The organism is Enterobacter cloacae complex sp. P2B, assembly GCF_014895985.1.
In the GTDB taxonomy this organism is placed as follows: domain Bacteria; phylum Pseudomonadota; class Gammaproteobacteria; order Enterobacterales; family Enterobacteriaceae; genus Enterobacter; species Enterobacter bugandensis.
Window position 1 is genome coordinate 31,967 of record NZ_JADBQQ010000002.1, and the last position, 22,484, is coordinate 54,450.

24 protein-coding genes and 2 tRNA genes are annotated in these 22,484 nt (G+C 55.7%); 11 read left to right on the plus strand and 15 right to left on the minus strand.

What is annotated here, in order from left to right:
* Positions 1 to 66: 66 nt before the first annotated feature.
* Positions 67 to 1,473 carry a DUF1996 domain-containing protein gene (locus IM313_RS00820; RefSeq protein WP_049000829.1) on the plus strand — a complete coding sequence of 469 codons (1,407 nt, stop codon included), beginning with the start codon at positions 67 to 69 and terminating at the stop codon, positions 1,471 to 1,473.
* Between the two features lie 16 nt (positions 1,474 to 1,489).
* Positions 1,490 to 1,669: a LuxR C-terminal-related transcriptional regulator gene (locus IM313_RS22480; protein ID WP_049000831.1), complete on the plus strand. Its 180-nt coding sequence runs from the start codon at positions 1,490 to 1,492 to the stop codon at positions 1,667 to 1,669.
* 35 nt (positions 1,670 to 1,704) lie between these two features.
* Here the strand turns inward: IM313_RS22480 and IM313_RS00830 are convergent, their stop codons facing one another.
* Positions 1,705 to 1,845 carry a hypothetical protein gene (locus IM313_RS00830; protein WP_003857665.1) on the minus strand — a complete coding sequence of 47 codons (141 nt, stop codon included), beginning with the start codon at positions 1,843 to 1,845 and terminating at the stop codon, positions 1,705 to 1,707.
* Positions 1,846 to 1,970: 125 nt separating this feature from the next.
* Here IM313_RS00830 and IM313_RS00835 point away from each other — a divergent pair, with 125 nt between their 5' ends.
* Together IM313_RS00835 and IM313_RS00840 are read left to right on the plus strand one after the other, a co-directional pair.
* The gene (locus IM313_RS00835) at positions 1,971 to 2,753 is read left to right on the plus strand and encodes an MBL fold metallo-hydrolase (RefSeq protein WP_192970965.1); all 783 of its coding nucleotides are present in this window, start codon (positions 1,971 to 1,973) and stop codon (positions 2,751 to 2,753) included.
* Positions 2,754 to 2,825: 72 nt separating this feature from the next.
* Complete coding sequence (locus tag IM313_RS00840) at positions 2,826 to 3,461, plus strand: carbonic anhydrase (RefSeq protein WP_028012884.1); 636 nt, start codon at positions 2,826 to 2,828, stop codon at positions 3,459 to 3,461.
* A gap of 28 nt (positions 3,462 to 3,489) precedes the next feature.
* Here the strand turns inward: IM313_RS00840 and IM313_RS00845 are convergent, their stop codons facing one another.
* From IM313_RS00845 to mdtK, 4 genes are all read right to left on the minus strand, one after another.
* Positions 3,490 to 5,085 carry an FAD-NAD(P)-binding protein gene (locus IM313_RS00845; protein ID WP_192970966.1) on the minus strand — a complete coding sequence of 532 codons (1,596 nt, stop codon included), beginning with the start codon at positions 5,083 to 5,085 and terminating at the stop codon, positions 3,490 to 3,492.
* A 118-nt stretch (positions 5,086 to 5,203) separates the two neighbouring features.
* Positions 5,204 to 5,280, minus strand: a tRNA-Val gene (locus IM313_RS00850).
* A gap of 4 nt (positions 5,281 to 5,284) precedes the next feature.
* Positions 5,285 to 5,361: transfer RNA gene (locus tag IM313_RS00855), tRNA-Val, on the minus strand.
* 153 nt (positions 5,362 to 5,514) lie between these two features.
* Entirely contained in the window at positions 5,515 to 6,888 is a 1,374-nt protein-coding gene (gene mdtK, locus IM313_RS00860; RefSeq protein WP_048956278.1) for an MdtK family multidrug efflux MATE transporter, read from the minus strand.
* A gap of 225 nt (positions 6,889 to 7,113) precedes the next feature.
* Here mdtK and IM313_RS00865 point away from each other — a divergent pair, with 225 nt between their 5' ends.
* Positions 7,114 to 7,755 (plus strand): riboflavin synthase subunit alpha, encoded by a 642-nt coding sequence (locus tag IM313_RS00865; RefSeq protein WP_192970967.1) that lies wholly within the window; start codon positions 7,114 to 7,116, stop codon positions 7,753 to 7,755.
* Between the two features lie 31 nt (positions 7,756 to 7,786).
* On the opposite strand, the gene cfa is transcribed toward IM313_RS00865, so the two are convergent.
* Both cfa and punC read right to left on the minus strand, forming a co-directional pair.
* Complete coding sequence (gene cfa / locus IM313_RS00870; RefSeq protein ID WP_062935571.1) at positions 7,787 to 8,935, minus strand: cyclopropane fatty acyl phospholipid synthase; 1,149 nt, start codon at positions 8,933 to 8,935, stop codon at positions 7,787 to 7,789.
* Positions 8,936 to 9,232: 297 nt separating this feature from the next.
* Positions 9,233 to 10,423, minus strand: a complete 1,191-nt coding sequence (punC, locus tag IM313_RS00875) for a purine nucleoside transporter PunC (RefSeq protein ID WP_192970968.1) — start codon at positions 10,421 to 10,423, stop codon at positions 9,233 to 9,235.
* Positions 10,424 to 10,537: 114 nt separating this feature from the next.
* Here punC and punR point away from each other — a divergent pair, with 114 nt between their 5' ends.
* Entirely contained in the window at positions 10,538 to 11,449 is a 912-nt protein-coding gene (punR, locus tag IM313_RS00880) for a DNA-binding transcriptional activator PunR (RefSeq protein ID WP_028012890.1), read from the plus strand.
* Between the two features lie 17 nt (positions 11,450 to 11,466).
* On the opposite strand, the gene purR is transcribed toward punR, so the two are convergent.
* The gene (gene purR, locus IM313_RS00885; RefSeq protein WP_008500597.1) at positions 11,467 to 12,492 is read right to left on the minus strand and encodes an HTH-type transcriptional repressor PurR; all 1,026 of its coding nucleotides are present in this window, start codon (positions 12,490 to 12,492) and stop codon (positions 11,467 to 11,469) included.
* Positions 12,493 to 12,789: 297 nt separating this feature from the next.
* Here purR and IM313_RS00890 point away from each other — a divergent pair, with 297 nt between their 5' ends.
* Together IM313_RS00890 and IM313_RS00895 are read left to right on the plus strand one after the other, a co-directional pair.
* Positions 12,790 to 12,879 carry a YnhF family membrane protein gene (locus IM313_RS00890; RefSeq protein ID WP_020688313.1) on the plus strand — a complete coding sequence of 30 codons (90 nt, stop codon included), beginning with the start codon at positions 12,790 to 12,792 and terminating at the stop codon, positions 12,877 to 12,879.
* 163 nt (positions 12,880 to 13,042) lie between these two features.
* A complete protein-coding gene (locus IM313_RS00895) occupies positions 13,043 to 14,209 on the plus strand; it encodes an MFS transporter (protein ID WP_192970969.1) in 1,167 nt (388 codons plus the stop codon).
* A 37-nt stretch (positions 14,210 to 14,246) separates the two neighbouring features.
* Here the strand turns inward: IM313_RS00895 and sodB are convergent, their stop codons facing one another.
* Positions 14,247 to 14,828 carry a superoxide dismutase [Fe] gene (gene sodB, locus IM313_RS00900; RefSeq protein ID WP_049000847.1) on the minus strand — a complete coding sequence of 194 codons (582 nt, stop codon included), beginning with the start codon at positions 14,826 to 14,828 and terminating at the stop codon, positions 14,247 to 14,249.
* Between the two features lie 122 nt (positions 14,829 to 14,950).
* Positions 14,951 to 15,724 carry a C40 family peptidase gene (locus IM313_RS00905; protein ID WP_028012893.1) on the minus strand — a complete coding sequence of 258 codons (774 nt, stop codon included), beginning with the start codon at positions 15,722 to 15,724 and terminating at the stop codon, positions 14,951 to 14,953.
* 338 nt (positions 15,725 to 16,062) lie between these two features.
* On the opposite strand from IM313_RS00905, the gene grxD reads away from it, so the two are divergent.
* A complete protein-coding gene (grxD, locus tag IM313_RS00910; RefSeq protein WP_003832760.1) occupies positions 16,063 to 16,410 on the plus strand; it encodes a monothiol glutaredoxin 4 in 348 nt (115 codons plus the stop codon).
* A gap of 44 nt (positions 16,411 to 16,454) precedes the next feature.
* Here the strand turns inward: grxD and rnt are convergent, their stop codons facing one another.
* From rnt to eptA, 5 genes are all read right to left on the minus strand, one after another.
* Positions 16,455 to 17,105, minus strand: coding sequence for a ribonuclease T (rnt, locus tag IM313_RS00915; RefSeq protein ID WP_028012894.1), 651 nt, complete (start codon positions 17,103 to 17,105; stop codon positions 16,455 to 16,457).
* A gap of 95 nt (positions 17,106 to 17,200) precedes the next feature.
* Positions 17,201 to 17,608, minus strand: a complete 408-nt coding sequence (gene gloA / locus IM313_RS00920) for a lactoylglutathione lyase (RefSeq protein WP_013096923.1) — start codon at positions 17,606 to 17,608, stop codon at positions 17,201 to 17,203.
* A gap of 100 nt (positions 17,609 to 17,708) precedes the next feature.
* A complete protein-coding gene (locus tag IM313_RS00925) occupies positions 17,709 to 18,806 on the minus strand; it encodes an alkene reductase (protein WP_192970970.1) in 1,098 nt (365 codons plus the stop codon).
* A gap of 53 nt (positions 18,807 to 18,859) precedes the next feature.
* Positions 18,860 to 19,459, minus strand: a complete 600-nt coding sequence (locus tag IM313_RS00930) for a TetR/AcrR family transcriptional regulator (protein ID WP_059356952.1) — start codon at positions 19,457 to 19,459, stop codon at positions 18,860 to 18,862.
* A gap of 41 nt (positions 19,460 to 19,500) precedes the next feature.
* Positions 19,501 to 21,126: a phosphoethanolamine transferase EptA gene (gene eptA, locus IM313_RS00935; protein ID WP_049000852.1), complete on the minus strand. Its 1,626-nt coding sequence runs from the start codon at positions 21,124 to 21,126 to the stop codon at positions 19,501 to 19,503.
* Positions 21,127 to 21,275: 149 nt separating this feature from the next.
* On the opposite strand from eptA, the gene IM313_RS00940 reads away from it, so the two are divergent.
* The gene (locus IM313_RS00940; protein ID WP_045630183.1) at positions 21,276 to 21,515 is read left to right on the plus strand and encodes a DUF1289 domain-containing protein; all 240 of its coding nucleotides are present in this window, start codon (positions 21,276 to 21,278) and stop codon (positions 21,513 to 21,515) included.
* A gap of 48 nt (positions 21,516 to 21,563) precedes the next feature.
* Positions 21,564 to 22,460, plus strand: coding sequence for an aldo/keto reductase family oxidoreductase (locus IM313_RS00945; protein ID WP_192970971.1), 897 nt, complete (start codon positions 21,564 to 21,566; stop codon positions 22,458 to 22,460).
* Positions 22,461 to 22,484: the final 24 nt, after the last annotated feature.

The following is a 22,484-nucleotide window of genomic DNA, read 5'->3' on the forward strand; positions in this document are numbered from 1 at the left end:
GGGCAAATCCTCGGTAAACCCTGGCCGTTTTGATACCAATATCTCCTTTCTCAGAAGGAGATGATAATGAAACGGACAGTATTAACCCCGGCACTTTCTGCCACCGCACTACTGATTGCCATGCAGGCGGCGCACGCTGCGCCACAGGCGCACGTCGTCTGCGGTTACTCCCACACGCTCGGCGACGATGCCATTATGATGCACGGCATGCCCAACGAGGCCATGCTGCACGATTTTTTTGGCAACGTGCAAACGGATGCCTTCTCCAGCCGTGAATCGCTGCGTAAAGATGAAAAGACCACCTGCGATAACAAAGCAGACAGCTCGGCCTACTGGGCACCCTCTCTGAAATTGCCTGACGGAACGGTGGTCAAACCCGCCTATCAAAAAACCTATTATCAGGCATCGAACGTCGACACCTGGCCGCTGCACCCGTTCCCGGCGGGGCTGTCGCTGCTGGCGGGCGATCATCACGGCACCGCGCCGAATCCACATATCACCTTCCTGTGCGCTAACGGCAAGGGCTACACCACCAAAACGGGTGAGGTCTGCGGCTTACGCAAGGCGAACGATGCCGTGCAGTTTAATATCGGCATTCAGTTTCCGAACTGCTGGGACGGGGTAAATCTTAAGCCCGCTCACGGTCTGGCCAACGCCACCTACGACACCAAAGGGCAGTGCCCGTCCGACTTCCCGGTGAAAATTCCCACTGTGAACATGAACATTGCGTACGTGCTCCCGACGATTAGCTCGCTCGATACCAGCAAAGCGCAGCTTTCTCTCGACCCCATCATGCACGGCAACGAGCGTGAAGAGCGGTGGGGGAGCCTGTATACGGCGCATGCTGATTTTATGAACGGCTGGACGGAAGACGCCGCGCGCTTTATGACCGATCTGTGCATGAACCGCGGTCTGGACTGCGGCACCACCGTTCCGTATGGTTATTCAAAAGCGAAGGCCAGCGTCTGGCTCAGCAGCCTGGAGCCCGCGCTTACCCAGCCAGAGCCCCAGGTCCTGCTGGTGCAGGATAACTGGCAGAACGGCGGGCGCACCAAAAACAGCGAAACGCTGTCGCTGGTGAAGTTTCACATTCCCCCGCTGCCTGCCGGACAGGATCCTTCGCAGTTTAAATACCGCGTGCGGATTTATGGCGGGAAAGTGGAAACCAACGGCGCGGATCAAATTTTCTTCTATCCGGCAAGCAACGACTGGGATCCGGCCAGCGTGAGCTGGCAGTCGCGGCCAGCCTGTAACTATCGTTCGGATGCGGTGCTTTACCTTAACCACTCCCGCGAATACCGGATGGTGGACGTGGATAAAGCGGTGCGCAAGGCGCTGGCAGAAGGGAAAACCGAGATTTCGTGGTACATCGGCGGCGATCGTCAGGGAAATCACTACCAGTTTGAGACGGCGTCTTCCCCGCAAAGCCTGATCCTGATGCTGACCGGCTTTAGCAAAACGCCTGAGATCTGATTACGCCCGCGTTTTTTTGTTCTCAGCAACGTTAACTGGTAATGTCGACAGTCTGAAAAATGAGAAGGGCATTCTGGTTACCCTGACCGTACTGCTGGAAGGGTGCAGTAATAAAGAGGTGGCTGCACGCCTGAATCTTTCCCCTAGAACCGTGGAAGCGCACCGTGCGGCGGCCATTGACGGGCTGAAAAAGTAAAATAAAAAAGCACCGGTTTACCGGTGCTTTTTTTATCAAATCTTGCAGGCATCACCGCAGTCGTCGTCGGCAACAATCGCCTGCGCTTTTTTATCCGCGTCGTCCAGACGTTCCGCGTTACGCTCTTCCGCTTCATCCAGACCGTTAAAAACTAAGTTATCGAGATCAATTTCCATGTTGCACCTGCTCTGTTCGGTTTTTGATACTGGCACAGTATAGGGTAAAAAACGTCGGCAATGTACCTCGCAGCACATAAGGATAATCCCTGCCATACTCAGTGCTTTATCACCGAGGAGCGCTCATGATTACACTCTGTAAAACCTGCGGTACCTCCTATGATGGAAAGCCGGAGAGATGTCCGATTTGCGAGGATGAACGCCAGTATGTCCCGGTCAGCGGTCAGGCGTGGATTGATTACGCGACGGTGACGGCCACGCACGTGAATAAATGGCAGCAGCTGGAGCCCGCGCTGTTCAGTATCAAAACGGTTCCCGCTTTTGCGATTAACCAGAGGGCGCTGCTTCTGCGCACCCCGCACGGCAATATTCTTTGGGACTGCATTGCCAACCTTGACCCGGCAACCCAAACGCTCATCACCGCGCTCGGTGGCCTTCACGCCATTGCGATTTCGCATCCGCACTATTACACCACGATGCAGGAGTGGGCCGCGGCTTTCGATGCTCCGGTCTACCTGCACGCCAGCGACCGCGAATGGGTGATGCGCAACAGCCCGGCGATTCATTTCTGGGAGGGGGAGGCGCTGGAGATTTGGCCGTCCGTCACTTTGCTACGTCTCGGCGGCCATTTTGCGGGCGGAACGGTACTGCACTGGCAGGAGGGCGAGGGCGTTTTGCTGGCGGGGGATATTTTGCAGGTCACCCCGGGGAAAGATGCGGTGTCTTTTATGTGGAGCTACCCGAATATGCTCCCGCTGCCTGTCCGTACGGTTGAGGACGTTACCCGGCGCCTGGCGGGAAAATCATTCGCTCGTCTTTACGGCGCGTTCGAAGGGCAAAACATCCCGGCGAACGCCGACGACATCGTGCAGCGGTCGGGCCAGAAATATATTGCTTGTCTCAGGTAAAGTACGGTGGGTAAACTTTACGAGTGTGATCGCGATCATACCTAAACGAAAACAGATAAAAGAGAAATTGCTATGCAACATATCATTGAAGGTTTTCTCAGCTTTCAAAAAGAGATTTTCCCGCAACGTAAAGAGCTCTTTCGCAGTTTAGCGTCCAGCCAGAATCCCAAAGCGCTGTTCATCTCCTGCTCCGACAGCCGTCTGGTTCCTGAACTGGTCACCCAGCAAGAGCCGGGACAGCTTTTTGTCATTCGTAATGCTGGCAACATTGTTCCGCCTTTCGGGCCGGAGCCGGGCGGCGTATCTGCAACTATCGAATACGCGGTGGTGGCGCTGGGCGTGACGGATATCGTGATCTGCGGCCACTCCAACTGCGGCGCGATGAAGGCGATTGCCGATAACGCCAACCTGGAGCCAATGCCAGCCGTATCGCACTGGCTGCGCTATTCCGACGCGGCGAAAGCCGTGGTAGAGAAGAAAAGCTGGGACAAGCCGATCGATAAAGTGAATGCGATGGTGCAGGAGAACGTGTTTGCGCAACTGAGCAACATCAAGACCCATCCGTCCGTCGCGGTGGGCCTGCGTAATAATTCGCTTCGTCTGCACGGTTGGGTGTATGACATTGAAAGCGGCAAAATCCTTGCCCTGGATAAGAACACCAAAACGTTCGTATCGCTGTCGGAAAACCCAGAGGTCTTCTTCGAGTAATTACCGATAGCAGGGCATGGAAGCCCTGTCAGTTCTCCACGTACGGTAACCGACGCCGTCTCCCCGAGGCAGGTTTTTCAGCCGCCTTCGCCATCGCCTCTGCAATCTCCGCACACTCCGCCAGCCCTTGAACGAAGGGTCTATCGTGCATCAGCCACGGTATCGCACCGAAAGCAATGCGCCCGCGAACCGTTTCAGGCGCTTTAAGCGTGTAATCCTCGCCAACGTCGGGTATCTCGTCGCCCGTCTCTGCCAGCTGTTTACGCAGCGTCGGGAAAGGCAAGTCCTTTGTTTTGAGCGGCTTTTGCCCGCGCGCGTCAATAAACACGTCGAAACGATAAACGCTCTCTTTGGTGGTAATTACCGTCCGATCGCTGCCGGCGTCGAGCGTGTAATCATCGCCAAGCGCCGCCACGCTAATGATGCCGGCCTCGCGAAGCGCAAGCAGCCTGCGGATAGACTGCGGCGGGATGGCGGCATAGTTATCGATAAACACGCGGGCGAGGCCCTGCTTAAAGCGCTCTCTGTCGTCGTCGTTGAGGTGGGGCACAATCTCCTGAACCACCTCATGCAGTCGAAGGACGGTATAGCGCCAGGCCACGGTGCGCCGTTCGCGTTTGTTGCGTTCAACCTCGCTGAGGTTCTCTTCCGCCCAGGTAAAGGGGCCGTGCCGTTTACGGTCCTCAAACCATGCCTCACGAAGGCTGTCGGCATCCTGGTTACGCAGAGAAATTTTCTCGCACCACGCCGGGTCAGCGAGCTCGAGCTCTTTCACCATCAGGGAAAATATGCGGTCAAGCAGGCCGTCCGATCCTTTGGCTATCTCGCGTTCAACCACGAATTCGGTCAATACCGACAGCGGTTCGTAAGGGATTGGACAGTAAAAATCGGCTTCAGGCAGAATGCCCGTGCGGGACATCAGCGTAATGTTTAACCCTTCGCTGCCCTTGTCGAGGAGGTATTTACCGTCACGAAACTCACCGTGCTGCATTACCACCGCCATAGCCGCGTCCAGACCGCTCAACGACGTTCCCATAATGCCCACGCGGCAAGGGGGAATGCTGGCGTCCATCAACCCCGACCACGGGCTGGGGAAGAACGTGCGCGTGGCTTCCTCCTCATCTGGCCAGACGTGGCCGGTGGCGATAACCGCCAGGTCGAACTGTTCGGGCAAAGTGGTGTCGTTGACGGAAAGCGTTACGCCGGTTGTCGAGGGGATGATGTCCGTTACCTTCGCGGATTCATGGACCGCAACCTGGTACCCCAGTTTTTTTGCCTCTTTCACGATTGAACGCAAGCTGTCGCGAAAATACTCTCCCAACAGGAGTCTGGGCAGGAACTGCCGGTCATGCAGGCTGGCTTTATCAACCTTAAAGCGCGCCAGATGGGTGTCGCTCTGTTCCTTGAGCCAGTCGAGGTAGGTCATAAAAATGGGCGGGATTTCTATGCTCGCAATGTTCGCCAGCATCAGCCGGGAATTATCGTCGTCGTTATAGGGCATGCCCACGCCGGCTTCATCGGCCTGTTCGAAGACGGATACGGAGAGCGGGGTGCTGTTATTAAGCAGATGATAAAAGGTGTAAATCCCTGTAGGGCCGGAGCCGATAATCGCGATATTCTTCATTGACGCGCTTCCTGTATTTATTCCATAAGAAAAGCGTAGCAGGAGAATAATGATGAAAATAAGCGATTATGAAAATTCAGGGTAAAAGGAGAGAATTTGCACCATTTCAGGACTGAAATGGTGCGTCCGAGTGGACTCGAACCACCGACCCCCACCATGTCAAGGTGGTGCTCTAACCAACTGAGCTACGGACGCAGAATGGTGCGTTCAATTGGACTCGAACCAACGACCCCCACCATGTCAAGGTGGTGCTCTAACCAACTGAGCTATGAACGCAACGTGTTGTCGGTGACAACGGGGACGAATATTAGCGGCACAGCATCAAGGAGGCAAGAGGGAAAACGCATTTTTCTCTCTGATTTCACGCGATTGCTTCATTACCGCGCAAAGTGAAGAGAAAGTAGCCGCCAGCTGGCGGCTACTGCGTAGTTAACGCGCAGCGCGCTGCAAAATTACCGTTGACGGCTGGCGCTGCAGGAAGCGCATGCGCATCATCATCATGATCGCCGCCGACGTCAGTCCGATGATAAAGCCCATCCAGAATCCGGCTGGCCCCATGCGATCAACGACCAGATCGGTCAGCGCCAACACGTAGCCAGTAGGCAGACCCAGCACCCAGTAGGCGATAAAGGTAATAAAGAAGATCGAACGCGTGTCTTTATAGCCGCGCAATACGCCGCTGCCAATCACCTGAATGGAGTCAGAAATCTGGTAAATCGCGGCCAGCAGCATCAGGTGCGATGCCAGCGTGACGACCTCCGGATTATCGTTATAGAGCAGGGCAATTTGCTCGCGCAGCGCCACGGTAAAAAGCGCCGTGCAAATGGCCATGCAGACGCCAACGCCTAATCCGGTGCGCGCGGCGGTTTGCGCATCAAGCGTCGAGCCTTGCCCCAGGCGGAAACCCACGCGGATCGTCACTGCCGCGGCCAGCGACATGGGCAGAACAAACATCAGAGAGCTGAAGTTCAGCGCGATCTGGTGCCCGGCGACGTCCACAATGCCCAGCGGGGAGACCAGCAGGGCGACCACGGCAAACAGGGTCACCTCAAAGAACAGCGCAAGGGCAATCGGCAGCCCCAGCTGCACCAGGCGCGTCATGATGTTCCAGTCCGGCGTGCTGAATCTGTTCTCGTTACGAATATCGCGCATGGAGCGGGCGCGCTTCACAAAAGTAAGCATAGAGAAGAACATGACCCAGTAAACGGCGGCCGTCGCCACGCCGCAACCGACGCCGCCCAGCTCCGGCATGCCGAAATGGCCGTAGATAAAGATGTAGTTCACCGGAATATTCACCAGCAGGCCGATAAAGCCCATCACCATGCCGGGCTTGGTTTTCGCCAGCCCTTCACACTGGTTACGGGCGACCTGGAAAAAGAGGTAGCCGGGCGCACCCCAGAGCAGGGCGCGCAGATAGCCCACGGCTTTGTCTGCCAGCGCCGGGTCAATATTATGCATGGCGCGGATGATATGACCCGCGTTCCAGAGCACGACCATAATCAGCACGGAGACAAACCCTGCCAGCCAGAAACCCTGGCGGACCTGATGGGCAATACGCTCGCGACGACCCGAGCCATTAAGCTGAGCGATAACCGGGGTGAGGGCGAGCAGCAGACCGTGGCCGAACAGGATGGCCGGCAGCCAGATTGACGTGCCGATGGCAACGGCCGCCATATCGGTGGCGCTGTAGCCACCTGCCATTACCGTATCCACAAATCCCATTGCGGTCTGGGCCACCTGCGCGACGATCACTGGTATAGCCAGTGCCAATAGCTGGCGCGCTTCATTCATGTACTTCTGCACGTGAACACCTTTATTTTGTAGTTATATGAGAGACTAAAAAAGCCGCCGAAACGGGCAGCAAGAAGAAAATGCAGGGGGGTGCCAGCTATTGTAGCGGGCTTTAGCTATTTATCTAGTGAAAAAATCGCCAGAAAATGCGCTCCGCTGGCAACCTGTTTTTCCAACTGTTATTGTGGTGGGATTAAACGGTGTCACCACCGTCCGGAAAAAACAGGAGTTGTAAGCATGTTTACTGGTATTGTGCAGGGCACCGCCAAAGTGGTGTCCATTGATGAAAAACCTAATTTTCGTACTCATGTTGTAGAGCTGCCGGAATATATGCTCGACGGCATCGAAACCGGCGCCTCGGTTGCCCATAACGGCTGCTGCCTGACCGTCACCGAAATTAATGGCAACCAGATTAGCTTTGATTTAATGAAAGAGACGCTGCGTATTACCAACCTGGGCGAGCTGGTGGTGGGGGACACCGTCAACGTTGAGCGCGCGGCGAAGTTCAGCGACGAGATTGGCGGCCATCTGATGTCCGGGCACATCATGACCACCGCCGAAGTGGCGAAAATCGTCACATCAGAAAATAACCGTCAAATCTGGTTTAAAGTGCAGGACCCGTCATTAATGAAATACATCCTCTATAAAGGGTTTATTGGCATTGATGGGATTAGTCTGACGGTGGGAGAAGTTACTCCGACGCGTTTTTGCGTGCATTTAATTCCCGAGACGCTGCAGCGCACCACGCTGGGTACGAAAAAACTGGGGCATCGCGTGAATATCGAAATCGATCCGCAAACCCAGGCGGTTGTAGATACCGTTGAGCGCGTGCTGGCCGCAAAAGAAGCCGCAATAATTAAAGCTGTAGAAGAAGAATAAAAAATAACCCCGGCTGGCCGGGGTTATTTTTCTAGCGTGCGACCCGCAAGCCGTGTTCAATCCCACGGCTAAAAACAACCTGCCAGAGCTGAATATCTCGCGCGCGAAACGCCCCCGCGCAGGCATTCAGATAATAGCTAAACATCCGCTTGAATCGTTCAGAATAGTTGTCCGCAATTTCAGGCCAGGCTTCCTGAAAACGTGCATGCCACGCCATTAACGTGGTGTCGTAATCCGCGCCGAAGTTATGCCAGTCTTCCATCACGAAATGGGATTCGCTGGCGTTGGCAATCTGGCGTACGGACGGTAAACAGCCATTCGGAAAGATGTATTTGTTGATCCACGGGTCAACGTTATTGTCGGTCCGCTTAGAGCCGATGGTGTGCAGCAGGAAAATACCGTCCGGTTTCAGATTACGGTCCACCACCTCGAAATAGGTGTCGTAATTTTTCGGCCCGACGTGCTCGAACATGCCCACGGATACGATCCGGTCAAACTGTTCGTTCAGGTCCCGGTAATCCTGCAGGCGGATATCCACATCAAGCCCCAGGCACCGCTCCTGCGCCATTTTTTGCTGTTCAGCGGAAATGGTGACGCCGACCACGCTGACGCCGTAGTGCTTCGCCATAAAATACGCCAGCCCGCCCCAGCCGCAGCCGATATCCAGCACGCGCATACCGGGCTGCAGCTGCAATTTCTCGCTAATCAGCCGCAGCTTGGCCTGCTGAGCCTCTTCAAGCGTCGACGCCTCTTTCCAGTAGGCGCAGGAGTATTGCATGAAGGGGTCCAGCATGCGGCTGAACAGATCGTTGCCGAGATCGTAATGCTCTTTGCCGACGATCCAGGCACGCTTTTTACTTTGCAGGTTAAAGAGACGGGCAGAGGCGACACGCAGGGTGTCTTTAAGATTGCGGGGGAGCTGTTTTTCCAGACCGGCACGCAGCACGCTGGCGAAAAAAGTATCCAGCCGTTCGCATTCCCACCAGCCGTCCATATAGCTTTCCCCCAGGCCTAGCGACCCCTCGCGCAACACGCGTTTAAAAAAATCGGGATGTTTAACCTGAGGATCCGATGGGGATGATCCGTTGATAGTGATGCCTGCCCGACCTAACAGTTCACTGACGATCCGGGACCAGTTATCGTCCGGAACGCTGACTTCTTCTATACACGATGAACTCATAGCTTCTCCATCACCCTACTGTGATCAGAACCTTAAAACAGCGTAGACGCTTTTTTGGTTTGTGAGAAATCTCACGGTAAATACCGCGAGGCTAGTATCCGACGTAGAACAGAGGAAGGGAGATAACCCTTGCCGAAATGCCTTCCATGGTAAAACGGGAGCACTCCGGCTCCCGTTAACACATAATATTTATCGTATTTAATCGAACCAAATTTAGTATAGGCCTCAAAATTTGGTGATTCAATAGAAAATTCTTAGCAACCTAATCACTGAGAATTAACATAGTTTCTGGCGCGATTAGGCATGCGAGGTTTCTACCTGCGTGCTCTCATCCTGCGCGGAGGCCTGCATGCGATAACCCAACGCCACCAGCGCAACGGTAGCCAGCATCACGCTGGTCGTCGTCACCAGCGGCGTGGCAATCAGCGCGGAGACCACCAGGCTTGCCAGGAAGCACAGCCCCAGCTGCAGGGTGTTCTGCAGCGCAGCCGCGCGGCCTGTCGCCTGCGGGAATGGACGTAGCGCCTGCGCCACAACGATAGGGTAGATCGCCCCGTTCGCGATGGCCATCACGCAGAATGGAATCAATATTTCGGCCAGACCCGCGCCCGGAATAAAGCCAACGGCCCAGGTGCCGATGACGCTCAGCGCATAGAGCACTAGCAGCCAGGGCAGCATCTGCTGGCCTTCCCATTTTTGCAGCGCCGCGCGGCAGCCGTACCCGCCCACCAGGAACGCGATGGTCTGCGGAACGTAGCTCAGGCCAATGGCCGCCGGGCTATAGCCCATATCGTGCAGAATAAAAGGCGAACCGGTCAGCCACGCGAAGAAGCTCGCTGAGCAGGCGGCATAGATCAGAACGTTGCCGCGATACGCTTTCGCGCTCAGCAGGTAAGTGAAGGTAATCGGCTTCGCGTCTGCGTGCGCCTCTTTTTTATGCGCGGGCTTAAGGGCGAACGCCGGCAGCATCAGCACCAGCGTGATGGCAAACAGCGTGGCAAAGATGGCCTGCCAGTCAAAGTGCGCGAGGATCCAGCTTCCCAGCAGCGGGGCGAGGGCCGGTGAGAGCCCTACCAGCGGCATGATGGTGGCGAAAATACGGTTAGTGCGGTTCGCCGGATAGTAATCGGTGACCAGCGCCTGCCAGGTCACGGCCGCGGCACAGACGCCGACCGCCTGAACAAACCGCAGCACCAGCAGCCAGGTGGCATCGCGCACCCATAGCATCCCCAGGCAGCCCACGGCAAAAATGGCCAGCCCCAGCAGCAGCACCGGTTTACGCCCAAAGCGATCCGAAAGCGGTCCCCAGAGCAGCTGCGCGAAGGCAAAACCGGCCAGGAACAGGCTCAGGCTGGCGCTGATGGCGGCAGCAGGGGTTTGCAAATCTTCCTGCATGGCGGCAAACGCCGGCAGGTACATATCGGTGGCCAAAAAGCCCAGCACGCTTAAGCCGCCGAGCCAGACTAAAAAACCTTTCCTGGGTTGCACTGTTTTATTCTCCTGAGGAGGCAGGTATACGTTGGCGCTGAGTGTAGGGAGTGCAAAGCCGCTTGTGAAACGCTAATATTTGGCGGGTGCATTCAAATTTTTTGCAGGCAGAAAATGTGGTCAGATTATTCTCTTGAAGTGGTCGATGCTGTCGCGCGTAACGGCAGCTTTAGCGGAGCGGCGCAGGAGTTGCACCGCGTCCCTTCGGCCATCAGCTATACGGTGCGACAGCTTGAGGAGTGGCTGGCGGTACCGCTGTTTGAACGGCGGCATCGTGATGTGGAATTAACGCCCGCAGGGGCGTGGTTTTTAAAGGAAGGGCGTTCTGTTATCAAAAAAATGCAGATCACCCGCGAGCAGTGCCAGCAGATCGCGAACGGCTGGCGGGGCCACCTTTCCATTGCCGTGGATAACATCGTTAAGCCCGAGCGCACCCGGCAGATGATTGTCGATTTTTATCGGCATTTCTCTGACGTAGAACTGCGGGTCTCGCAGGAGGTGTTCAACGGCGTCTGGGATGCGCTGGCGGATGGCAGGGTAGAGATGGCGATTGGCGCGACCCAGGCGATCCCGGTCGGGGGACGTTACGCCTTTCGCGATATGGGGATGCTGAGCTGGAAATGCGTGGTGGCAAGCGATCATCCGCTGGCGGCGACGGAAGGGCCGCTGAGCGACGATACGCTGCGCAGCTGGCCGTCGCTGGTGCTGGAAGATACCTCCCGCTCGCTGCCGAAGCGAATTACCTGGCTGCTGGACAACCAGCGGCGGGTTGTCGCCCCTGACTGGGGATCGTCGGCGACGTGCCTCAGCGCCGGGCTCTGCGTAGGCATGGTGCCCGCCCATTTTGCACGTCCGCGAATCGACACCGGTGAGTGGGTTGAGCTAACGCTGGAGAATCCGTTCCCGGATGCGGCCTGCTGCCTCACCTGGCAACAAAATGATGTCTCGCCGGCGATGGCCTGGCTGCTGGACTATCTGGGGGACAGCGAAACGCTTAACCGGGAGTGGCTGCGGGAGCCAGACTGACTGGCTCCGCAGTGAAATTAACGACGGTAGTCGCGGAACGGGCCATCCGCAACGGAACGGCGTTCGATGAGGCGAGGGTGAACTTCAATGGACTGCGACTCTTCACGCTTGTTGACGATCCTGTCCAGCAGCATATTGAAGGCGGTTTCACCCAGTGAATCTTTCGGCTGGTGAATGGTGGTCAACGCTGGCGTGAAGAAGCGCGCGTTGCGCACGTTGTCATATCCGATCACGGAGATGTCCTGCGGTACGCGCAGACCCAGCTCGTCAGCCGCACAGAGGGCGCCCATCGCCATGATATCGCCCCCGCAGAAAACGGCGGTTGGACGGTGAGGCTGGGAGACGATCTGCTGCATCGCGCGGTAGCCTGATTCCGGCTCAAAGTCGCCCTGCACGATCCAGTTTTCCGGCACGGTGATTAGCGCTTCTTCCATCGCTTTCATAAAACCGGCCAGGCGGCCCGCGCCGGTGTTGCGTTCCAGCGGGCCCGGGATCACGCCAATCTCGCGGTGGCCGCGTTCGATCAGATAACGGCCCGCCATGTAACCGCCTTCGAAGGCGTTATCGATAACGGAGTCGGTGAAGTCGGCGCGCGCTTCGCCCCAGTCCATCACCACCATAGGGATATGGCGATACTCTTCCAGCATCGACAGCACGGATTCCGGGTACTCCGAACACATCACCAGCAGGCCGTCCACGCGCTTTTGCGCCATCATCGACAGGTAGGCGCGCTGTTTTTCAATGCTGTTCCAGGCGTTGCCGAGAATCAGGGTATAGCCTTTCTGGAAGCAGTTTTTTTCTACCGCTTCAATGATCTCGGCAAAATAGGCTGCTTCGCTGCTGGTCGCCAGCAGACCAATAGACTTGGTGTGATTAACCTTGAGGCTGCGCGCAACCGCGCTTGGCGAGTAGTGCAGCTCTTTGATCGCTGCCCAGACGGCGTTGCGCGTCTCTTCCGCCACAAAACGGGTTTTGTTAATTACATGTGATACGGTTGTAGTGGAAACGTTTGCGCGTTTTGCTACGTCTTTAATTGTTGCCATTAAATGTCACTCCAGACCATATCCTAAACTCCTGAAAAACTTGAAGGTAAACGTTTGCCTTCTCTCACCCTTATCACGCAATTTTGAATTGCGGCACGCCGGGAAAACGACACGGGACGTCAGGAGGGGGTCAATGGCCGGTACGCTAATAAATTTAGCGTGGAATTTTGGCCTATCTTGATGAAAAGGGGAAGAGGTAAAGTGTTTATCAGCTTAAATCCAGGAAGATTTTTGACGTAAACTGTGCAAAAATGAGCAAGCTCACTTTTCGTGGGGGGATTAAAAGGAGAAAAATTGATGAGTTCCGATCTGAAGTTTTCGCTGTTCACCACCGTTATTGTGCTGGCGCTGATTGTGGCGGCTGGCCTGACGGCTGCGCTGCATTGATTTACGCGGGGGGAGAGCCTTCTCCCTCCCGAACGCTCCGATTGTTACTTCTCTGGCAAAAATCTTTTGCCATTTTGTTAACTTCTCATTTTTTGTGATTGATGTCATGCTTTCCGCTTCTTTGTTCTGTGTCACCACATGACACGGCATCCGGAGTTGACGCATGAAAATCAATTTTCCCCTGCTGGCCCTGGCGATTGGCGCTTTTGGGATTGGCACCACTGAATTCTCCCCGATGGGGTTACTGCCCGTTATCGCCCGGGGCGTGGACGTCTCGATCCCGGCCGCCGGGATGTTAATCAGCGCCTACGCCATCGGCGTGATGGTAGGAGCGCCGCTGATGACGCTACTGCTTTCGCACCGTGCGCGCCGCAATGCGCTGATTTTCCTGATGGCGATTTTCACCCTGGGCAACGTGCTTTCGGCCATTTCGCCGGATTACACCACTCTGATGCTGTCGCGCATTCTGACCAGCCTCAACCACGGTGCCTTCTTTGGTCTGGGCTCGGTCGTGGCCGCAAGCGTGGTGCCAAAACACAAGCAGGCCAGCGCCGTGGCGACCATGTTTATGGGGCTGACGATTGCCAACATCGGCGGTGTTCCCGCGGCAACCTGGCTGGGCGAGGTCATTGGCTGGCGGATGTCCTTCCTGGCGACGGCCGGCCTGGGCGTGGTCGCGATGGTGGCGTTGTTCTTCTCCCTGCCAAAAGGCAGTGCGGGTGAACGCCCTGATGTACGCAGAGAGCTGTCGGTGCTGATGCGCCCGCAGGTACTCTCCGCGCTGCTGACCACCGTGCTGGGGGCAGGAGCGATGTTTACCCTCTACACCTATATTTCGCCGGTCCTACACGACATTACCCACGCAACGCCACTCTTTGTTACCGCGATGCTGGTGCTGATTGGCGTTGGCTTCTCGATTGGCAACTATCTCGGCGGGAAATTTGCCGACCGTTCCGTGAGCGGCACGCTGAAGGACTTTTTAACCCTGCTGATTGTCATTATGGTCGCGATCCCGTGGCTGGCGCAGAATGAATTCGGCGCGGCGATTGCGATGGTTGTCTGGGGCGCTGCCACCTTTGCCGTGGTGCCGCCGCTGCAGATGCGCGTGATGCGTGTCGCCCATGAGGCGCCGGGTCTCTCGTCTTCCGTGAATATCGGGGCGTTCAATCTCGGCAACGCGCTGGGTGCCGCCGCCGGAGGCGCCGTGATTTCAGGCGGTCTGGGGTACAGTTTTGTGCCGGTGATGGGGGCGATTATTGCCGCGCTCGGCCTGCTGCTGGTGATGATGTCCGGCCGTAAACAGCCTGAAGCGGTTTGCACGGCTGAATAAGCAAAAACGCAGAAGGGTTACCCCTTCTGCGTGTCTCTTACGCGGCGAAGTTCTTCGCGACAAATTCCCAGTTAACCAGAGCCCAGAAGTGCTCCAGGTAGTTCGGGCGCGCATTGCGGTAATCAATGTAGTAAGCATGTTCCCACACGTCCACTGTCATCAGCGGCGTAGCGCTGGTGGTCAGCGGGGTGCCCGCGTTAGACGTGGACACGATAGCCAGTTTGCCATCCGCCTCTTTTACCAGCCACGTCCAGCCAGAACCGAAGTTCTTGATGGCGGCATCGGTAAACTTCGCTTTAAACTCTGCAAAGCTGCCAAAGGCGGCGTTGATGGCGGCTGCCAGTTCACCGGCAGGTTCGCCACCGGCATTCGGCGCCAGGCAGTGCCAGTAGAAAGTGTGGTTCCACACCTGAGCCGCGTTGTTAAAAACGCCACCCTCTGAGCTGCGAACGATCTCTTCCAGCGTTTTGCCTTCAAAATCGGTGCCCTTGATGAGGTTGTTCAGGTTAGTGACGTACGTCTGATGATGCTTGCCGTAGTGGTATTCCAGGGTTTCCGCTGAAATGTGCGGTGCCAGGGCGTCTTTTGCATACGGTAGTGCAGGTAATTCGAACGACATTGCTTCTCTCCTTATTGTATTTTGTGTTGCCAATAACCCTACAGACAACAAGGACAGGATAGCAAATTGAAAGGGTATGCAAAAGAGGAACTTACCCTGCCGCAGATGCGGCAGGGCAGGGATTAACGAATGGTTTTTGGCGTCATGACGCGACGCGCGCCGACGTAATGACGTACCCAGTAATCTTCGCTGAGCGAGGTGATCTGAATGTCCTGACCGCTGCGCGGAGACTGGATGAATTTCCCGTTGCCGACGTAGACGCCCACGTGGTCAGCCGTACCGCGACCCTGCGTGCGGAAGAAGACCAGGTCGCCGTTTTCCAGCTCACCCCGGTTAACCGGTGACGCATCGCGCAGGTGATACATCTCATTGGCGGTACGTGGAATACGGAATTTAACCAGATCTTTATAGGCGTAATAGACGAGGCCGCTGCAGTCGAAACCGGTACGCGGCGAACTGCCGCCCCAACGATAAGGTTTGCCAATCTGCCCCATCAGTTTATTCATTGCGGTTTTTTGCGCTTTTTGCACACGCACTTTATGCACATCCGCCAGCTTTGTTACCTTCGTGCATTTTGCTTTATGGCCTTTACGGGTAATGCATTTTTCTGTAACGAGGTTAGCGGCGGTCTGCGAAGCTTTATTTTTGGCGGTGCGGGTAGTGCGGGAAGATTTTGTTTTCGTCTTGCTGGAAGCGGTTTGTTTAGTCTGAGCGGTAGTTTTTTTCTTGTCGTTCTTGCTGCTGGTTTTTTTCTTACGTTCTGTGGCTTTCACCAGATGGCTTTTTTGTACAGCAGATTGCCGCGCCTGCTGAGAGGCGTTTGCCGCTGGCGTTAACGTGAGTGATGTAAACAGTAAAGCACAGAGCGTGATCGAGATTTTAGTTATCCGCGCCACTGGGCAGTCCCCTGATATATGCAGGTCATCAATAATACCCGCGTGTGATTTACAAAGCCCGTCGATTCTAATCCATAAAAACCCGAGAAGTTAATAGCATTTTTCAATCTAAAAACGTGTTTCGTTAGCAAGTGCAAAAAAATTCATCGTTCTGACGCACAATTGTTCACTCCCTAAGCAAAACCCTGACGGGCGAAGGGGTAAACACCATTTGCAATGCAACTTTTGTGGAGTCGGGGTAAAATATATAAACGTGACGAAAATGTTATTTTCCGATGCCAGCCTGACCCGCTACAATGTCAGACTACTGCCGTAACAGAAGTTAAAGGAAGCAAGACATGAGCACCACTATTGAAAAAATCCAGCGCCAGATCGCTGAAAATCCGATTCTGCTGTATATGAAAGGTTCTCCGAAGCTGCCAAGCTGCGGCTTCTCCGCGCAAGCGGTTCAGGCGCTGTCAGCCTGTGGTGAGCGTTTTGCTTACGTTGATATCCTGCAGAACCCGGACATCCGCGCTGAGCTGCCAAAATACGCTAACTGGCCGACCTTCCCGCAGCTGTGGGTAGACGGCGAGCTGGTGGGCGGCTGCGATATCCTGATTGAGATGTATCAGCGCGGCGAACTGCAGCAGCTGATCAAAGAGACGGCGGCGAAGTACAAAACGGAAGAGCCGGACGCTGAATAATTTTCTGCGTTAATAAAAAAGCGACCTGAAGAGGTCGCTTTTTTTTATTCTTCACTGTCGCCCATCGGCAGCGGCCAGCCGCCCAGACGCTTCCAGCGGTTGACGATCTCACAGAACAGCTCTGCGGTGCGCTCCGTATCGTATAAGGCGGAGTGCGCCTGGGTACCGTCAAACGGTATACCCGCCGTAATGCAGGCTTTGGATAAAACCGTTTGTCCCAGCGCCAGGCCGCTTAGCGCGGCGGTGTCGAAGGTCACGAACGGGTGGAAAGGGTTGCGTTTGAGCGACGCGCGTTCGGCTGCGGCCATGGTAAAGCTGTGATCGAAGGTGGCGTTATGGGCTACCATGATGGCGCGGCTGCAGTTGCTCTCTTTCATGCCTTTACGCACCATTTTAAATATGGCGTGCAGCGCATCATATTCACTGACTGCACCACGCAGCGGGTTATGCGGATCGATACCGTTAAACGCCAGCGCCTCCGGCTGTAAGTTTGCCCCTTCGAAAGGTTCAATGTGGAAATGCAGCGTGGTGTCCGGTGTAAGCCAGCCCTGTTCATCCATCTTCAGCGTGATGGCGGCAATTTCGAGCAGCGCATCGGTTTTAGCGTTAAATCCGGCTGTTTCTACATCAATGACAACGGGATAAAAACCACGAAAACGGTCGCACAGACCGCTAAATTGAGCGTTATCGGACATCAGGGTCTCTTACAAGGGGAAAAAGCAGTGCGCATTATGGCAAATTTTGCAGGGTGATGCAGTAAAACTACGGGCGCATGTTGCGCCCTGAGGGATCAGTTGCCCAGACCGCGACCCGCGTCTTTGGCTTCAATCAGCTCGATCTTGTAACCGTCCGGATCTTCTACAAAGGCAATAACGGTGGTGCCGCCTTTTACCGGGCCGGCTTCGCGCGTGACGTTACCGCCGTTGCTGCGAATGCGTTCACACGCCTCGGCCGCGTTATCCACTTCCAGCGCGATATGGCCGTAGGCGGTGCCCAGCTCATAGCTGTCCACGCCCCAGTTGTAGGTCAGTTCAATGACAGCTTCATCCGTTTCCGGGCCGTAACCCACGAACGCCAGCGAGTATTTGTATTCCGGGTTTTCGCTGGTGCGCAGCAGCTTCATGCCCAGGACGTTAGTGTAGAAATCGATAGAACGTTGCAGATCGCCAACGCGCAGCATGGTGTGAAGTAGGCGCATAATTTCCTCATTAACCAATGGAATAGACTATTTTTTTGAACAGAAACGATGTTTTAGTATAGCGGCGAAGTGTCGCCGCTATCAATGAACAATGGCGAGATTACAGAGAAGGGTAGTCGGTGTAGCCTTCCGCGCCGCCGCCGTAGAAGCTCTCAGGACGCTGCGGGTTCAGGGCCGCTTTCTGCTGCAGTCGAGCAACCAGATCCGGGTTGGCAATATAGTCGCGGCCAAACGCCACGGCGTCGATCAGCCCTTTATTAATCAGATCTTCGGCTTTCTCAGGGGTATAAGCACCCGCACCGATGATCACCCCGTGGAAGCGCTCGCGCACTTTCTGACGGAAGGCTTCCGTATAAGGCTTACCGCCGGCCCAGTCCGGCTCGGACATGTGCAGATAGGCAATGCCGCGCTTCGCCAGCTCTTCAATCAGATACAGCGCGTCCGCTTCTTCATTCGGACCGTTGTCGACGTTCTGGAACGTACCGATTGGGGAGACGCGGATACCGATACGGTCCGGGCTCCACTCCTGACAAACGGCGTCAACCACTTCCAGCACCAGGCGGGCGCGGTTTTCGACGCTGCCGCCGTACTGGTCGGTGCGATGGTTAGACGACGGTGACAGGAACTGGTGCAGCAGGTAACCGTGCGCGGAGTGCAGCTCAACCAGGTCAAAACCGGCTTCGCGGGCGTTAGCAACGGCCTGGCGGAAGTCGTTCACGATACTTGGGATCTCATCCAGCTCCAGCGCGCGTGGCGTAGAGGTGTCGACGCGGATAGCGTTGCCGTTTTCATCGCGCAGGGAGGTGCGGGTGTTCGCGTTCAGGGCAGACGCTGAAACCGGCGCCTGACCGCCAGGCTGAATGCTGCTGTGGGAGATACGACCGGTATGCCACAGCTGGACCGCAATGCGACCGTCTTCAGCGTGAACGCCCGCGGTGATTTTCTGCCATGCGGCGATCTGCTCCGGGCTGTGCAGCCCCGGCGCACCCGCATATCCCTTGGCCTGAGCAGAAATCTGCGTGGCTTCAGTGATGATCAGGCCAGAGCTGGCGCGCTGACGATAGTATTCACCCATCAGTGGTGTTGGGATATCACCCGGCTCAATGCTGCGCAGACGGGTAAGCGGAGCCATAAACACGCGGTTTGGCGCGGTGACGGCACCCACTTTTAAGGGGGTAAATAATTTTTCAGCTGACATAACGACTCCTGAGTAGACCAGTCGACTAGTAATAACGTAAATAAAAACGCCTGCTAAGCGCCAGGCGCAGTAATCGTACTTATCACATGTGCCAGCGCGCTTTCGAGCGGCACGGCACTGCGAGAAATTTTAGCCTGCAGGTTGGCGCCTAACCAGAGGGAGTAGAGCACCTGAGCCTGCGTTAAGGGATCCCCGGGGAAGGCGAGCGTATTTTCTTCGCGCCCCTTCGCCAGCGCCTGCGCCAGCAGGGCGATAACGCCGCTGGCGCCTTTATCCATTGCAGTGCGCATATCTTCTGAGAGATCGCACACTTCGGCAGAGAGTTTAACCGTCAGGCATCCGCTGATAATGCCTTGCTGACAGAACTGGTTCAGCGTTTCCTGGTAGTAGTTCAGAACACGATCCCGATAGTTACCTTCCCCCGTGGCGAAGTGGGTCGCGAGGCGCTGGTGGTAAGCAGTATAGTGCCGCTCCAGCATCGCCACGCCAAAGGCCTCTTTGGACCGAAAGTAGTGATAGAACGACCCTTTCGGTACCTCAGCGGTTTTTAATAGCTCGCTCAACCCCATACCGGTGAAGCCGCGGTGCATGCACAGCCGCTCGCCGGTCGCCAGGAGATGTTCGCGCGTGTCGTGTTCAGTATTTCTGCTCATGGATTCACTCTAATAGACCGTTCGGTCTAATGCAAGCGCTGTTACCGGCGACACGCATTCAGAATGTCCAACTGTTGCTGATAAACGCTTGATTTAACGTCCATCATGCCCAGCACCGTCGAGAATAAATTGTCCTGCGAAACCGCATTTTTTGCTGCGTGGTCGCGTAAACACTGCGCGTTGATGCCAAAGTTTTTCGCATAGTCCGGGGACAGCCAGAACATAAACGGAATGTGCGTCTGCTGCTCCGGCGCCAGCATGTACGGCGTGCCGTGCAGATAAATACCGCTTTCACCGAGCGATTCCCCGTGATCCGAGAGGTAAATCAGCGCGGTGTTCATGTTCGCCTGACGGGCTTTCAGCGCATCAATGGTTTTGCTGACCATGCTGTCGGTATACAGGATGGTATTGTCATAGGTGTTCATCAGCGCCTGATGGTCGCAATCCTGAATTTCGTTGGTGTCGCAGGTGGGGGTGAATTTACGGAAATTATCCGGGTAACGTCGATAGTACGCCGGGCCGTGGCTGCCCATCAGGTGGATAACCAGCACCGTGTCCTGCTTCAGACCGTCCAGCACGTTGTCCAGGCGGTAGAAATTCACGTCATCAATACAGGACTGGTCTTTGCAGAACTGATCCAGCTTCCACTGCGTCATGTCGGTATGGGGAATACGATCGCAGGCACCTTTACAGCCACCGTCGTTGTCGCGCCAAAGGAGGTTGATACCCGCATGGTTGAGTACGTCGAGCAGCCCTTCCTGATGGTGCGCCAGGTCGGCATCGTATTTGCTGCGCGTCATACCGGAGAACATGCACGGAACGGATACGGCGGTTTCAGTGCCGCACGAGGAGGCCTGCGGGAAGTTAATCACATCCTGCTTTTTCAGCTCGGGGTTGGTTTCACGCCCGTAGCCATTGAGGGAGTAGTTCGCCGCGCGCGACGCTTCGCCGATGACCAGCACCAGAACGGTTTTCTTCTGCTGACCCGTAATCAGCGCGCCTTTGTGCGCATCTTCGCCAATCCGCACCAGCGTTTGATCGCCGGCAAACCAGCGCATCTTGCTGTATTTCACCACGGCGCTGACGTAGTTCGCCGGAGTGACCATTTTGACGATGCTTTTGTTATTGCGGAACAGCGACGCGTAATCTTTATAAAACACCGCGGCGATAAGAATAATCACCAGCAGGGCACCGAGCATCGCGGCAACACGCGTCAGCAGGGCGTACCACCATTTGCCGGTACGAATGCGGGTCAGCGCCAGCATCAGGGATGGAACAAGACCGGCTATGACAATCCACAGAATCATCTGCGGGGTCACCAGCGCGGTGGCTTCCTGGGAGTTAGTTTCGAACACGTTCACAATCATGTTCTGATCGATGACCGCGCCGTAGGTAAACATAAAGTAAGTTGCCGCAGCGCACCCGACAGTTAAGACGATCAGCAGCGGCTTACGGATATACGGGATATTGAGCAGGCTAAATACAATGACCCAGCCACAAAACAGCACCACCGGTACGGATGCGGCGAAGAGAATATCGTGCAGATGCGCAGGGGCAATAATGGCCCAGCTGCGCTGGATAAACAGCCCGTTAAGCAGAGTAAAAAAGAGTGCACAGCCCAGAGTAAATTTTATGTCGTTACATTGTAACTTTTTACTTAACCACATCGATCGTAAAACCTGTCATTGTCATGATGTGGCGAGTATAAAGAGGGAAGATTAGTGAAACCTTAATGCCACAAAACTGTGGTAAAGCCCTTGCACGCGGCGCTTTTAGCGTCTTCACTGTAGGTGAGAGAGGTTAACCGGAGGTGAGTGTGGCAGAGCAACTGGAGTTTTTCCCCATCCAGAGCCCGTGCCGGGGGATTTGTCAGTCCGATGAACGCGGTTATTGCCGCGGGTGCATGCGTACCCGTGACGAGCGTTTTAACTGGCAAAACTTCAGCGACACGCAAAAGCAGGAGGTGCTGCGCCTCTGCAGACAGCGACTTCTGCGCAAAATCCGCGCAAACAAAGCCTCTGAGACCGAAGAACCCCAGCAACCTTCACTGTTTTAATGCGGTAATTGCGTATACTCATGACATCACGTCCTTGAGGAAAATGTTATGGTTCAGCGTATTACCCTTGCCCCCCAGGGGCCAGAATTCTCCCGTTTTGTGATGGGCTACTGGCGCCTGATGGACTGGAATATGTCCCCCCTCCAGCTGGCAAGCTTTATTGAAGAGCATATCGATTTAGGGGTAACAACCGTCGATCATGCGGATATTTACGGTGGCTATCAGTGTGAAGCCGCCTTTGGCGAGGCGCTCAAGCTGGTTCCGGCACTCCGGGAGCGCATGGAGATCGTTACCAAATGCGGTATTGCCACCACGGCCAAACCGGAGCATGCCCTCGGCCACTACATCACCGACAGCGCCCATATCATCAAGAGCGCCGAGCAGTCGCTGGTCAATCTGGCAACCGATCGTATCGACCTGCTGCTGATTCACCGTCCGGACCCGCTGATGGATGCCGACGAGGTGGCGGAAGCCTTCCTGAGTCTGCATCAGAGCGGGAAGGTGCGTCACTTCGGCGTCTCCAACTTTACCCCGGCCCAGTTTGCGCTGCTTCAGTCTCGTCTGCCGTTTACGCTCGCCACTAACCAGGTTGAGATCTCCCCGGTGCATCAGCCGCTGCTGCTGGATGGTACGCTCGACCAGCTGCAGCAGCTGCGCATTCGCCCGATGGCCTGGTCGTGCCTCGGCGGTGGACGCCTGTTTAATGATGATGCGTTCCAGCCGCTGCGCAATGAGCTGGAAACCATCGCCCGCGAGCTGAACGCCCAGAGCATAGAGCAGGTGGTTTACTCCTGGATCCTGCGTCTGCCGTCAAAACCGCTGCCGATTATTGGCTCCGGGAAAATTGAACGCGTCCGTTCCGCGCTGGCCGCCGAAGAGCTGCAGATGACCCGCCAGCAGTGGTTCCGCATCCGCAAGGCCGCGCTGGGTTACGACGTGCCTTAAACCGCAAGAAGGTGACTTTCCGGT